Source organism: Streptomyces sp. DH37, assembly GCF_029813835.1.
Taxonomy (GTDB): domain Bacteria; phylum Actinomycetota; class Actinomycetes; order Streptomycetales; family Streptomycetaceae; genus Streptomyces.
This window is the reverse complement of the sequence record NZ_JARVKV010000070.1, coordinates 20,905-33,646: the sequence shown is the minus strand read 5'-3', so window position 1 is coordinate 33,646 and position 12,742 is coordinate 20,905. Positions and strand designations below refer to the sequence as shown.

Annotated in this window: 12 protein-coding genes; 2 read left to right on the top strand and 10 right to left on the bottom strand. The window is 71.4% G+C overall.

The window, feature by feature from the left end:
* Positions 1–45: 45 nt before the first annotated feature.
* The 4 genes from QC029_RS25985 to QC029_RS25970 all read right to left on the bottom strand — a co-directional run bounded on the left by QC029_RS25985 (position 46) and on the right by QC029_RS25970 (position 4,311).
* Positions 46–417, bottom strand: a complete 372-nt coding sequence (locus QC029_RS25985) for an FKBP-type peptidyl-prolyl cis-trans isomerase (protein WP_279558239.1) — start codon at positions 415–417, stop codon at positions 46–48.
* A 79-nt stretch (positions 418–496) separates the two neighbouring features.
* A complete protein-coding gene (locus tag QC029_RS25980; RefSeq protein ID WP_279558238.1) occupies positions 497–1,519 on the bottom strand; it encodes an FKBP-type peptidyl-prolyl cis-trans isomerase in 1,023 nt (340 codons plus the stop codon).
* Between the two features lie 161 nt (positions 1,520–1,680).
* On the bottom strand, positions 1,681–3,042 hold the full coding sequence (pafA, locus tag QC029_RS25975; RefSeq protein ID WP_279558237.1) for a Pup--protein ligase: 1,362 nt from the start codon (positions 3,040–3,042) through the stop codon (positions 1,681–1,683).
* A gap of 9 nt (positions 3,043–3,051) precedes the next feature.
* Positions 3,052–4,311, bottom strand: a complete 1,260-nt coding sequence (locus tag QC029_RS25970; RefSeq protein ID WP_279558236.1) for an MFS transporter — start codon at positions 4,309–4,311, stop codon at positions 3,052–3,054.
* A gap of 147 nt (positions 4,312–4,458) precedes the next feature.
* On the opposite strand from QC029_RS25970, the gene QC029_RS25965 reads away from it, so the two are divergent.
* Positions 4,459–5,643: a LacI family DNA-binding transcriptional regulator gene (locus QC029_RS25965; RefSeq protein WP_279558235.1), complete on the top strand. Its 1,185-nt coding sequence runs from the start codon at positions 4,459–4,461 to the stop codon at positions 5,641–5,643.
* Positions 5,644–5,680: 37 nt separating this feature from the next.
* On the opposite strand, the gene prcA is transcribed toward QC029_RS25965, so the two are convergent.
* The 5 genes from prcA to arc all read right to left on the bottom strand — a co-directional run bounded on the left by prcA (position 5,681) and on the right by arc (position 11,361).
* Positions 5,681–6,451, bottom strand: a complete 771-nt coding sequence (gene prcA / locus QC029_RS25960) for a proteasome subunit alpha (RefSeq protein ID WP_279558234.1) — start codon at positions 6,449–6,451, stop codon at positions 5,681–5,683.
* A gap of 21 nt (positions 6,452–6,472) precedes the next feature.
* Positions 6,473–7,318, bottom strand: a complete 846-nt coding sequence (prcB, locus tag QC029_RS25955) for a proteasome subunit beta (RefSeq protein WP_279558233.1) — start codon at positions 7,316–7,318, stop codon at positions 6,473–6,475.
* Positions 7,319–7,430: 112 nt separating this feature from the next.
* On the bottom strand, positions 7,431–7,649 hold the full coding sequence (locus QC029_RS25950; RefSeq protein ID WP_279558232.1) for a ubiquitin-like protein Pup: 219 nt from the start codon (positions 7,647–7,649) through the stop codon (positions 7,431–7,433).
* Between the two features lie 174 nt (positions 7,650–7,823).
* On the bottom strand, positions 7,824–9,335 hold the full coding sequence (gene dop / locus QC029_RS25945; protein WP_279558231.1) for a depupylase/deamidase Dop: 1,512 nt from the start codon (positions 9,333–9,335) through the stop codon (positions 7,824–7,826).
* 259 nt (positions 9,336–9,594) lie between these two features.
* Entirely contained in the window at positions 9,595–11,361 is a 1,767-nt protein-coding gene (gene arc, locus QC029_RS25940; RefSeq protein ID WP_279558230.1) for a proteasome ATPase, read from the bottom strand.
* Positions 11,362–11,640: 279 nt separating this feature from the next.
* Here arc and QC029_RS25935 point away from each other — a divergent pair, with 279 nt between their 5' ends.
* Complete coding sequence (locus tag QC029_RS25935) at positions 11,641–11,952, top strand: ferredoxin (protein WP_279558229.1); 312 nt, start codon at positions 11,641–11,643, stop codon at positions 11,950–11,952.
* Positions 11,953–11,986: 34 nt separating this feature from the next.
* Here the strand turns inward: QC029_RS25935 and QC029_RS25930 are convergent, their stop codons facing one another.
* Complete coding sequence (locus QC029_RS25930; RefSeq protein WP_336621613.1) at positions 11,987–12,718, bottom strand: hypothetical protein; 732 nt, start codon at positions 12,716–12,718, stop codon at positions 11,987–11,989.
* Between the last annotated feature and the right edge of the window lie 24 nt (positions 12,719–12,742).

Here is a 12,742-nt window from a genome sequence, read left to right as displayed (position 1 = left end):
GCCCCCGCCGTACGGGCGGGGGCCCCGGCCGGTGCTCCGCGGGTCTCAGACGGAGACCAGGTCGCAGACGAAGATGAGCGTCTCGCCCGGCTTGATCCGGCCGCCGGCGCCCCGGTCGCCGTACGCCATGTGCGGCGGGATGACCAGCTGGCGGCGCCCGCCGACCTTCATGCCCTGGACTCCCTGGTCCCAGCCGGAGATGACCTGGCCGACGCCGAGCTGGAAGCGCAGCGGGGTGCCGCGGTTCCAGCTCGCGTCGAACTCCTCGCCGGTGGAGAAGGCGACGCCCACGTAGTGCACGGAGACGGTGTCGCCGGCCTTGGCGACCGGCCCGTCGCCCTCCCAGATGTCCTTGATCTCCAGGTCGGCCGGGGGCTCCCCGCCCGGGAAGTCGATCTCGGGCTTGTCGATGCTCACGAAATTGCTCCTACGAACGTTTCCATCGGTCAACCGTGTCAGTCTCGCAGACCCGGCCGACCGCCGCCGCCCGCGGTCGTCAGACCTTGCCGACGATGTCCACGACGAACACCAGGGTGTTCTTGGCCAGCTCCGACTGCGGGTTCCCGCCGTAGGCGAGCTGCGGCGGGATGACCAGCAGGACGCGGTCGCCGACCTTCTTGCCGACCAGGGCGTCGTCCCAGCCCTTGACGACCGAGCCGGTGCCGATCTGGAAGGCGGTGGCGCCTCCGTGGTCCCAGGAGGAGTCGAACTTCTCCCCGTCCTCCCACTTGACCCCGGTGTACTGGGCGATCAGGCCGTCCCCGGCCTTCACCTCGGGTCCGTCGCCCTCGACCAGCACCTGCTGCTTGAGCTCCTTGGGGGCCTTCTCGCCCTTGGGGATGGTGATGGTGGCGGCCTTCTGCTTCTGGACCTCGACCTCGGGCAGGCCCTTCGCGGTCTCGGCCTGCTCGCCGCTGACCTCGGCCTTGGCGTCGGTCCTGGTGGCGGCGACGGGGTCGACCACCCAGACCATGCCGTCCGACTCGTCGATCCCGGCCTGCGGGTTGAGCCGGTCGCCGATGATCGCCTTGGCGGTGCCCTCGACGAGGAAGCGGCCGCCGGTCTTCTCGCCCACCAGGGCGTCCATGACCGAGGTGGGGAGCATCTGCTGCTCCTCGCCGAGCCGGACGACCATCTGGGTGTGGACGCCCTCCCCGGCCTTGCCGCCGCCCTGCTGGTTCCAGGTGTTGAGCAGTTCCTGGTCGCCCTCGGTCATCCGGGCGAAGACGTCCATGCGGACGAAGTCGCCCTTGGCCATGGTGTCGCCCTTGCCCTCGGTGACGGTCCGCGTGGCGGCCTCGTCGGGGGCCTCGGCGTCCTTGGCGACGGTGACCTCGGGCTCCTGCCCGAGCTTGCCGGAGACCTTCGTGGCGGTCTCGGGCGAGCCCTCGGACCCGTCGGAGCCGCCGCACGCCGCGGTGAACAGCAGGGCCGGCACGGCCAGGGCCGCGGCGACGCGCCGGCCGACCTTCGCCAGGGAGCGGGGGTGTGGGGGGCGTCCCCCTTGAGATTGCAGCATCAGTCCAACTCGTGGTGTAGGAGATGTCCGGGCGTTCCGGGCGTGCCGGCCACTCTACGGGCCGCCCGGCCCACCTCCCACAACTGGCGGAGGGACCCATTTCGTTCCCGTGCCCCGGGACCGTGCCGGTGTGTCACGGCCCCGGACGCGTCCCCACCGGGTCACATGCCGGCGATGAGCTTCTCCACGCGCTCGTCCACGGAGCGGAACGGGTCCTTGCACAGCACCGTGCGCTGGGCCTGGTCGTTCAGCTTCAGGTGCACCCAGTCCACCGTGAAGTCGCGGCGCTGCTCCTGGGCCCGGCGGATGAAGTCGCCGCGCAGCCGGGCGCGGGTGGTCTGCGGGGGCACGGACTTGCCCTCGAAGATCTTGACGTCGTTGCAGATCCGGGCGGCCTGCCCCTTGCGCTCCAGCAGGTAGTACAGCCCGCGGCGGCGGTGGATGTCGTGGTACGCGAGGTCTATCTGGGCGACCCGGGGGTGGGACATGGTGATGTTGTTCTTGGCCCGGTACCGCTCGATGAGCTGGTACTTCATCACCCAGTCGATCTCGGTGTTGACCTTGTCGAGCTCCTGGGTGCGGATCGCCTCCAGGGTGCGGCCCCACAGCTCCAGCACCTGGTCCACCACGCCCGTGCGGATGCCGCGGCGCTCGCAGAAGTCGGCGGCCTTCTCGTAGTACTCCTGCTGCACCTCCAGCGCGGACGCCTCGCGCCCGTTGGCCAGCCGGACCTTGCGCTGGCCGGTGGTGTCGTGGCTGACCTCGCGGATCGCCCGGATCGGGTTCTCCAGGGTGAGGTCGCGCATGACGGTGCCCGCCTCGATCATGCGCAGCACCAGGTCGGTGGCCCCGACCTTGAGCAGGTTGGTCGTCTCGGACATGTTGGAGTCGCCGACGATGACGTGCAGCCGGCGGTAGCGCTCGGCGTCGGCGTGCGGCTCGTCGCGGGTGTTGATGATCGGCCGGGAGCGGGTGGTGGCGGAGCTGACGCCCTCCCAGATGTGCTCGGCGCGCTGGCTGACGCAGTAGACCGCGCCGCGCGGGGTCTGGAGCACCTTGCCGGCGCCGCAGATGAGCTGCCGGGTGACCAGGAACGGGATGAGGACGTCCGCCAGGCGCGAGAACTCCCCGTGCCGGGCCACGAGGTAGTTCTCGTGGCAGCCGTAGGAGTTGCCCGCCGAGTCGGTGTTGTTCTTGAACAGGTAGACGTCGCCGGCGATCCCCTCCTCGTGGAGGCGCCGCTCGGCGTCGACGAGGAGACCCTCGAGGATGCGCTCGCCCGCCTTGTCGTGGGTGACCAGCTCGGTCACGTTGTCACACTCCGGAGTGGCGTACTCCGGATGCGAGCCCACGTCGAGGTAGAGACGGGCGCCGTTGCGGAGGAAGACGTTGCTGCTGCGGCCCCATGACACGACACGGCGGAAGAGGTACCGCGCCACCTCGTCAGGAGACAGGCGCCGCTGTCCCCGAAACGTACACGTGACGCCGTACTCGTTCTCCAGCCCGAAGATTCGGCGGTCCATGAGTGAACATTACGCCTGATGCCCGGTTTTGAAACCGGCTTCGGCGCTCCCGTTGCGATCACTTTCCACCCGGGCGACGGCGCCGGGGGCCGGTGCGGGAGCCGCCAGGACGCGGCGGGTGACCAGCAGGACCAGCAGCGCGGCCAGACCTCCCGCGCCCGCGACGAGGAAGCCCGCCGGCGCGTCGCCCCACTCGATGACCGGGCCCACCACCGCCGTCCCGGCGGCGGCGCCGACACCGAAGGACGTCACCAGCCAGGAGAACGCCTCGGTGACCGTGCCCACCGGCGCGTGCCGGTCCACCACGACGAAGGCGCAGGCCAGCGCGGGGGCCAGGAAGAGCCCGGCGATCCCGGCCAGGAAGGTCATCGCCGCGGGGCCGGGCACCAGCGCCAGCGGCAGGTAGCCGGCCGCCAGGGCGGCCACCAGCGCGCGCAGCCGCGGCTCGGGCTCCCCCGCCCAGGTGCGGGCCCCGTAGGCCAGGCCGCCGACCAGGGCGCCGGCGCCCAGCGCCGAGAGCAGATAGCTGGAGATCAGCTCGTCGCCGTGGCCGTCGGCGTAGGCGACCGCGGCCACCGCGATCGTCCCCAGGGCCAGGCCGACGAAGAAGAACGCGCCGAGCAGGGCGAGCAGCCCGCCCGAGCGCAGGGCGCCCAGCCAGTGCGCCTCGCGCGGCTCGGAGCGCCAGCGGCGGGAGGGCGGCGAGACCACCACGGACAGGGCGCCGAGCACCCCCAGCGCGTTGATCACGAGCAGGGCGGCGGCCTCGTTCCAGACGGCCACCAGCAGGGTGACGGCCAGCGGGCCGAGGGTGAACATCACCTCCTGGGCGACCGCGTCGAGCGCGTAGGCGGCGTGCACCCGGTCGGGGTGCTTCAGGACCGACGGCCACAGGGCGCGCAGACCTCCCTCCAGGGGCGGGGTGAACAGCCCGGCGACGGCCGTCGCCGCGCAGGCGACGGGCAGCGGCTCGATCCCGGCGAGGGCGAAGACGGCCATGCCGAGCCCGGAGAGCAGCGCGGCGGGCAGCATCACCCTCGGCTGGCCCCACAGGTCCACCGCGCGGCCCAGCAGCGGCTGGCCGACGGCGTTGGACAGCCCGTAGACGGCCGACAGCGCGCCCGCCAGCGTGTAGCTGCCGCCCTCGGCCCGGGTGAACAGCACGATCGCCAGGGCCGCGGTGGCGTTCGGCAGCCGGCCGATCAGGGTGCCGGTGAGCAGCCGCACGGCGTGCCTGGCGCGCAGCAGTTCGGCGTAGCCCGTCGCCATGGGTCGGCTCCTCTCCCCCGGACTCCTCCGGCGGCCTTGAAGTGTTACGTATAACGCGCTCCGTCATACGTACCATGAGTCAGCCCCCCGGGTCCACGCCGGCCCCTCCGGCGCCCCGCACCGTCCGTCCGCTCCGGGAGCCAGCCAGTGACCTCCGACCGCACCCGCCCCACCAGCCGGGACGTGGCGCGTGCCGCCGGGGTCTCGCAGGCGGCCGTCTCCCTGGTGCTGGGCGGCAAGTGGCGCGGCCGGGTGTCGCCGGGCAAGGCCGAGGCGGTGCGCGAGGCGGCGCGCGAGCTGGGCTACCGGCCGAACCTGGCCGCGCGCAGTCTGCGGCTGGGACGCACCCGCACCGCCCTGCTGGTCGTTCCGGCGCTCACCAACGAGTTCTTCGCCCGGCTCCACGCGGGCGCCGCGCGGGTGGCGGCCGAGCACGGCTTCGGGGTGGTGCTCTACCCCTCGCCGGAGGGCGTCGGCCCCGCCCGGGATCCCTTCGACTCCGCCGGCACCGCCCTGGACGGCGTGATCGCCTCCTCGATGGCCTCCGAGGCGCTGGCCGCCCTGCGCTCCGGCGGCGAGCTGCCGCTGGTGATGCTCGACAGCGAGCCGGAGAACACCCAGGCGGCGGCCACCGTCAACCTCGACATCGCCGACGGCATGCGGCAGGTGGCGGCGCATCTGCTGGGGCTCGGGCACCGCCGGCTGGCCCACATCGCCGCGGCGGTGGACTCCTGGACCTTCGAGGTGCGGGCGAGGGCCCTGGCCGAGGCCCTGCGCGCGGCCGGCTGCCCGCCGCCGCCGACCAGTCCTTCCGCGCTGGGTGTGGCCGACGGGATGCGCGCCGCCGAGCGGGCGCTGGCCACCTCCCCCCGGCCGACCGCGCTGGTGTGCGACGACGACGTGCTGGCCGCGGGCGCCTGCAAGGCGGTACGGCGGCTGGGGCTGCGGGTGCCGGAGGACGTCTCGGTCACCGGCTTCGACGACCTGGCGCTCGCCCGCGCGGTCGAACCGGAGCTGACGACGGTGCGGCTGCCCGCCGAGGAGGCGGGCGCGGCGGGGATGCGGGCTCTGCTGGCCGTTCTGGACGGCCGGAAGGAGGGTGCCGTTCTGGACGGCCGGGAGGAAGGTGCCGTTCTGGACGGCCGGGAGGAAGGCGCCGCCCCGGACGGCCGGAAGGAGGGCGCCGCCCCGGACGGCCGGACGGGGACGGGGGATGCGGGCGCTTCCGGCCCCGGCTCGCCCACAGGGGTGACCACGCTGCCGGTGGAGCTGGTCGTGCGCGGCTCCACCGCCCCGCCCCCGGACGCGCACGCGCGCCCCGGCGGGTGCTGAGCACCACCGGGGCGCGCGTGCGTGGAAGCGGCGCCGGCTACTCCTCGGAGGCGGAGGACTCCCCGGAGGAGGTCCCCTCGTCCGGCTCCCCCGCGGAGGCGGACGTACCGCCCTCCTCCAGCAGCCGGGAGAGCTGCCGGCCGAGCACGCGCTTGAACTTGCGCTGCTGGGGACGGGTGCGGTCCAGGACGGCGACCTCCAGCTGGTCGGCGGTGAGGGTGCGCTCGCCGCCGTTGTTGTCCCGGCTCAGGGACTCCACCGCGAGCCTGAGCGCCTCGGCGAGGGTCATCCCGTCCCGGTGGCGCTGGTCGAGGTAGCTGCCGATCTGGTCGGAGTTGCCGCCGACCGCCACCGAGCCGTGCTCGTCGACGATCGAGCCGTCGTGCGGCAGCCGGTAGATCTGGTCGTCCTCGGGGCCCTCCCCGACCTCGGCGACGATCAGTTCCACCTCGTACGGCTTCTCCGCCGCGCTGGAGAAGATGGTGCCCAGGGTCTGGGCGTACACGTTGGCCAGGCCCCGCGCGGTGACGTCCGTGCGCGCGTAGGTGTAGCCGCGCAGGTCGGCGTAGCGGACGCCGCCGATGCGCAGGTTCTCGAACTCGTTGTACTTGCCCACTGCCGCGAAGGCGATCCGGTCGTAGATCTCGCTGACCTTGTGCAGTGCCCGAGAGGGGTTCTCGGCGACGAACACGATGCCGTCGGCGTACTGCAACACGACCACGCTGCGGCCGCGCGCGATGCCCTTGCGGGCGTACTCGGCGCGGTCCGCCATGGCCTGCTGGGGTGAGACATAGAACGGCGTCGACACCGGCTATCGGTCCCTTCCTGTTTAGAGCACCGGGGCCTGGGGCCCGTTGGGCAACTGGAGCCGGCCGTCGTACACCGAGCGGGCGATCTCGGCGACCTCCTCCTCGGTCAGCCTGCGGAAGCCGTCCTCGGTGATCGTCGTGACGACGGGGTAGATCCGGCGCACCATGTCGGGGCCTCCGGTGGCGGAGTCGTCGTCGGCGGCGTCGTAGAGGGCCTGGACGACGACCATGGCCGCCTGCTGCTCGGTGAGGTCGTCCCGGTGGAGCTTCTTGAGCGAGCCGCGCGCGAAGACCGAGCCGGAGCCGACGGCCGCGAAGCCGTGCTCCTCGGAGCGCCCGCCGGTCACGTCGTAGGAGTAGATGCGGCCCCTGTCGCGGTCCACGTCGTACCCGGCGAACAGCGGGATCACCGCCAGGCCCTGCATGGCCATGCCGAGATTGCCGCGGATCATCGTGGACAGGCGGTTGGCCTTGCCCTCCAGGGAGAGCTGGGTGCCCTCGACCTTCTCGAAGTGCTCCAGCTCCAGCTGGAAGAGCCTGACCATCTCCACGGCGAGCCCGGCGGTCCCGGCGACGCCGACCGCGCTGTACTCGTCGGCCGGGAAGACCTTCTCGATGTCGCGCTGGGCGATCATGTTGCCCATCGTCGCGCGCCGGTCGCCGGCCAGCACCACGCCGCCGGGGAAGGTGACCGCGACGATCGTCGTGCCGTGCGGCGCCTCGACGGCGCCCTTCACGGGCGGGAGCGGACGGTTGCCGGGGAGCTGCTCGGGCGCGTGCTCGGACAGGAAGTCCATGAACGACGACGAGCCCGGCGTCAGGAAGGCAGCAGGCAGACGCCCTGTGCCACGGGTGTTGGCTTCCACACGTTTCCTTCCACCAGATCTTGAGAATCCTGCACGGACCTTACCCGTGGCAGCGGATGTCATCCGTCCCGCACCCCCGCCGTCGCGGGGGTGCGGGACGGACGGACGCGCCTTACTCTCCGCCCTTCTGCACGAAGGACCGCACGAAGTCCTCGGCGTTCTCCTCGAGCACGTCGTCGATCTCGTCCAGTACGGAGTCCACCTCGTCCGACAGCGCCTCCTGGCGCTCCTTGAGGTCCTCCGAGACCTGGGCGTCCTGCGCCTGCTCGTCGACCTCCTCGGTGGAGCGCGTCGCCTTCTGCTGGCCGCCGCCGGTGTCCTTGGTCGCCATATACCTCACCCCGCTCGGTTGGACGGTACAAGATCAGACCCTACAAGCCGGGCCTGACATCGGCCCTTCTCCTGTCACTGACGCTTCTCTGTCATGCCACCGCCACAGATGTCCGGAAGCCATCTCCATGATTCCCTCATCCGGAGACGTTCAGCCGTCCCCTCCTCCCCCGGATCATTTCCCGGACAGCGCCCTGACCAGTTCCTCCGCCGTGCGGCAGCGGTCCAGCAGCTCGCTGACGTGGGCGCGCGTACCGCGCAGCGGTTCCAGGGTGGGTACCCGCTGGAGGGAGTCGCGACCCGGCAGATCGAAGATCACCGAGTCCCAGGAGGCGGCGGCCACCGCGTCGGCGTACCGCTCCAGGCACTGGCCGCGGAAGTAGGCGCGGGTGTCCTCCGGGGGCTGGGAGCGGGCCCGCTCCACCTCCGCCTCGTCCAGCAGCCGCTTCATCCGGCCGCGGGCCGCCAGGCGGTTGTACAGGCCCTTGTCGGGCCGTACGTCGGCGTACTGCAGGTCCACCAGGTGCAGCCGGGCGGCGTCCCAGTCCAGGCCGTCACGGCGCCGGTAGCCCTCCATCAGCTCCAGCTTGGCGACCCAGTCCAGCTCGCCCGCCAGGCTCATCGGATCGCTCTCCAGACGCCCCAGGACGTCCTCCCAGCGGGCCAGGACGTCCGCGGTCTGCTCGTCGGCGTCCTGCCCCCAGCGCTCCTCCACGTACTTGCGGGCCAGCTCGTAGTACTCCATCTGGAGCTGCACGGCGGTCAGCGTCCGTCCGCTGCGCAGCGTGATCAGGCGGCGCAGCGTCGGGTCGTGGCTGACCTGGTGGAGGGTGCGCACGGGCTGGTCGACGGCCAGGTCGACGGCGATGAAGCCGTCCTCGATCATGGACAGCACCAGGGACGTGGTGCCGAGCTTGAGGTAGGTGGAGATCTCCGAGAGGTTGGCGTCGCCCACGATCACGTGCAGCCGGCGGTACTTCTCGGCGTCGGCGTGCGGCTCGTCGCGGGTGTTGATGATCGGCCGCTTCAGGGTGGTCTCCAGGCCGACCTCGACCTCGAAGTAGTCGGCCCGCTGGCTGATCTGGAAGCCGTGCTCGGAGCCGTCCTGGCCGAGCCCGACGCGTCCGGCGCCGGTGACCACCTGGCGGGAGACGAAGAAGGGCGTCAGATGGCGCACGATGTCCGAGAAGGGGGTCTCCCGCTTCATCAGGTAGTTCTCGTGCGTCCCGTAGGAGGCGCCCTTGTTGTCGGTGTTGTTCTTGTAGAGGTGGATCGGCTGGGTGCCGGGCACCTCGGCGGCGCGCCGGGCGGCCTCGGCCATGATCCGCTCGCCGGCCTTGTCCCACAGCACCGCGTCCCGCGGATTGGTGACCTCCGGGGCGCTGTACTCGGGGTGGGCGTGGTCCACGTACAGCCGCGCGCCGTTGGTGAGGATCACGTTCGCCAGGCCGATGTCCTCGTCCGTGAGCTGGCTGGCGTCGGCGACCTCGCGGGCGAGGTCGAAGCCCCGGGCGTCCCGCAGCGGGTTCTCCTCCTCGAAGTCCCAGCGGGCGCGGCGCGCCCGGTGCATCGCGGCCGCGTAGGCGTTGACGACCTGGGATGAGGTGAGCATGGCATTGGCGTTCGGGTGGCCGGGGACGGAGATCCCGTACTCCGTCTCGATGCCCATTACTCGCCGTACGGTCATGCGGCCCTCCTTGCCCGGCGGCGGCCCGCCTTTGGGCCACCGCTCAAGTCCCGCTGCGCATCCGGCCCGTATGCGGCCCCTGGTTCCGCACTGCGCATGGCGGCGGTACGGACGAGCCTAGGACGGTCGGGCCGTGGTTGGGGGATCACTGCGGACTTCCCGCGTTTCCTCGGTGGAGATCGGTCCGAAAAGATCCGGCTGCGGACGCCCGGCCCCGCCTCGCGACGGGGACACGCGCGTCCGCAGCCGGACGGTGTCTTTACAGGTACTGACCGGTGTTGGCCACCGTGTCGATGGAGCGTCCGGTGTCCGCGCCCTGCTTTCCGGTGACCAGGGTGCGGATGAAGACGATCCGCTCGCCCTTCTTCCCGGAGATGCGGGCCCAGTCGTCGGGGTTGGTGGTGTTGGGCAGGTCCTCGTTCTCCTTGAACTCGTCCACGCACGCGGCGAGCAGGTGGGAGACCCTCAGACCCTTCTGGTTGTGGTCGAGGAAGGCCTTGATCGCCATCTTCTTGGCCCGGTCGACGATGTTCTGGATCATCGCGCCGGAGTTGAAGTCCTTGAAGTACAGGACCTCCTTGTCACCGTTGGCGTAGGTGACCTCCAGGAAGCGGTTCTCCTCGGACTCGGCGTACATCTGCTCGACGACCGACTGGATCATCCCGGCGACGGTGGCCTCGGGGTCGTTGTTGTGCTCCGCGAGGTCGTCCGCGTGCAGCGGGAGGTTCGGGGTCAGGTACTTCGAGAAGATGTCCCTGGCGGCCTCGGCATCCGGGCGCTCGATCTTGATCTTCACATCGAGGCGGCCGGGGCGCAGGATCGCCGGGTCGATCATGTCCTCGCGGTTGGAGGCGCCGATGACGATGACGTTCTCCAGGCCCTCCACACCGTCGATCTCCGACAGCAGCTGCGGGACGATGGTGTTCTCCACGTCCGAGCTGACACCGGAGCCGCGGGTGCGGAAGAGGGAGTCCATCTCGTCGAAGAAGACGATGACGGGCGTGCCCTCGCTCGCCTTCTCCCTGGCGCGCTGGAAGACCAGCCGGATGTGCCGCTCGGTCTCGCCGACGTACTTGTTGAGCAGCTCGGGGCCCTTGATGTTGAGGAAGTAGCTCTTCCCCTGGGGCTGCCCGGTCACCTCGGCGACCTTCTTGGCAAGGGAGTTCGCCACGGCCTTGGCGATGAGGGTCTTGCCGCAGCCGGGCGGGCCGTAGAGCAGGACGCCCTTGGGAGGACGGAGTTCGTGCTCCTTGAACAGGTCCGGGTAGAGGTAGGGGAGCTCCACCGCGTCGCGGATCAGCTCGATCTGACCGCCCAGGCCACCGATCTTGGTGTAGTCGATGTCCGGGACCTCTTCGAGGACGAGCTCCTCGACCTCGCTCTTGGGCACGACCTCGTAGACGTACCCCGAGCGCGGCTCCAGCAGCAGAGCGTCACCGGCCCGGAGCGTGGCGTTCATCAGCGGCTCGGCGAGCTTTACCACACGCTCCTCGTCGGTGTGCCCGATCACCAGGGCGCGCTCGCCGTCCTCCAGGACCTCCTTGAGGGTGACGATGTCCCCGGCTCGTTCGAAGTCCATGGCCTCGACCACGTTGAGCGCCTCGTTCAGCATGACCTCCTGGCCACGCCTGAGCTCGTCGAGGTCGACGCTGGGGCTGACGTTCACCCGGAGCTTGCGCCCGCCGGTGAAGATGTCGGCCGTACCGTCCTCGTTCGCCTGCAGGAAAACCCCGAAGCCGGCCGGTGGCTGGGCCAGCCGGTCGACCTCCTCCTTGAGGGCCACGATCTGGTCGCGGGCCTCACGGAGGGTGTTGGCCAGCCGCTCGTTCTGCGCGGACACGCCGGCCAGATTGGTCTGCAGCTCGACGATCCGCTCCTCGAGAATCCGAGTGTGCCGCGGAGAGTCGGCGAGCTTGCGGCGCAGGACGGCGAGCTCCTGCTCGAGATGGGCAACCTGGCCTGCCGGGTCGTCGGAACCCCGTTCGGGCCGGATGCCGCGGTTGATGTCGTCGTCGTGGGCTGCCACGGTCCTCACCTCCTCCAAGGGGAGCTGGACGCTTCCAGACCCTACCTGGACCTGTGGGGGTTGAAACCCCTAGATCACAAACACGGTCGGGGTGTGTCTGATCTTCACCCTTGCGCACTCCCTTACCCCGGGTGAGTACCCACCCAACCTCGCCGGAAAGCGGCCGGTTGTATCGTCTGAAGCGTCAACCCCCGTCACGGGTGGCTCTATTCCGCCAAGATCACAGCGACGATCCGTCGCACGGCCCGGTCACGAGCGCAGGAACGGCAGGCAGCGAACATGGGCGCGCAGAACGAGCAGACCGCAGAACTGGAAGTCTGGATCGACCAGGACCTCTGCACCGGCGACGGCATCTGCGCGCAGTACGCGCCCGACGTCTTCGAGCTGGACATCGACGGACTCGCCTACGTGAAGGGCCCCGCCCCCGCGGGCGAGGAGGCGGAGTTGCGCACGGAGCCGGGCGCGACCGCGCCCGTGCCGCTTCCGCTGCTGAACGACGTGGTGGACTCGGCCAGGGAGTGCCCGGGCGAGTGCATCCACGTGCGCCGGGTGACCGACGGCGTCGAGGTGTACGGCCCCGGCGTCGAGTAGTCCCGCCGCCTCCCGGCGGGCGCCGCGGGCCCGCTCACACGCTCCGGGCGGTCGGCGCCGCCTCCAGCACGAACGCGCCGCCCCGCCACTCCCATTCGACGTCCCGCGCCCTGTCGGGGCAGCAGCGGGGCACGTCCTCCGAGGAGTAGCCGAGCAGCCTGGCGGAGACCGTGCGGTCGCGGACGGCCAGGTCCTGGACGGCCATCCCCTCCCCGGGGTCCACCAGGGTCTCGGCGATCCGCGGACGGCCGCCCTCGCGCGCGGGGTGCGCCAGGACGTACACCCCGCTGGGCGGGGTGCCGATCCCCGCGGCGCAGCGCACCACCGCGACGGTCTCGGCCCGTCCGTCGCCGTCGAAGTCCACGGCGGCCCTGTCGACCACCTCGGCCTCCACCGGGCCGCACTCCAGCGGGTAACGCGCCGTGTCCGCGTCGGGACCGGGAGCCACCGCGGCGGTCTCCCGCGGCTGTGCGGCGCCGGCGCCGACGGGCTCCAGCAGCGCGGAGGCGCCCAGCACGGCGCCCAGCGCGGCGGCCGTCGCCAGCCAGTGCGGCACGCGGGCGCGGGTGTGGGGCAGCGCGGCGGGGGAAGGCGGTACGCGCTCCGCCGCGGAGGGTTCCGGGGGGCCGGGCTGGGGCGGGACGTACGGCGAGGAGGACTGCGAGGGCAGCTGCGAGAACGGGGACGACGGCGACGAGGAGCGGGAGGGACCGGAGGTCGGGGACGGCGCGGAGGGAGAGGGCGCAGAGTCTGCCGGGAGCTGCACGCGGGTCGACTCCTGTGAGGTGCG

Excerpts from the sequence above, each read along its gene's own strand:
- QC029_RS25980 (WP_279558238.1), bottom strand. The coding sequence starts at position 1,519 with ATGCTGCAATCTCAAGGGGGACGCCCCCCACACCCCCGCTCCCTGGCG.
- pafA (WP_279558237.1), bottom strand. The coding sequence starts at position 3,042 with ATGGACCGCCGAATCTTCGGGCTGGAGAACGAGTACGGCGTCACGTGT.
- QC029_RS25970 (WP_279558236.1), bottom strand. The coding sequence starts at position 4,311 with ATGGCGACGGGCTACGCCGAACTGCTGCGCGCCAGGCACGCCGTGCGG.
- QC029_RS25950 (WP_279558232.1), bottom strand. The coding sequence starts at position 7,649 with ATGGCGACCAAGGACACCGGCGGCGGCCAGCAGAAGGCGACGCGCTCC.
- dop (WP_279558231.1), bottom strand. The coding sequence starts at position 9,335 with ATGACCGTACGGCGAGTAATGGGCATCGAGACGGAGTACGGGATCTCC.
- QC029_RS25935 (WP_279558229.1), top strand. The coding sequence starts at position 11,641 with ATGGGCGCGCAGAACGAGCAGACCGCAGAACTGGAAGTCTGGATCGAC.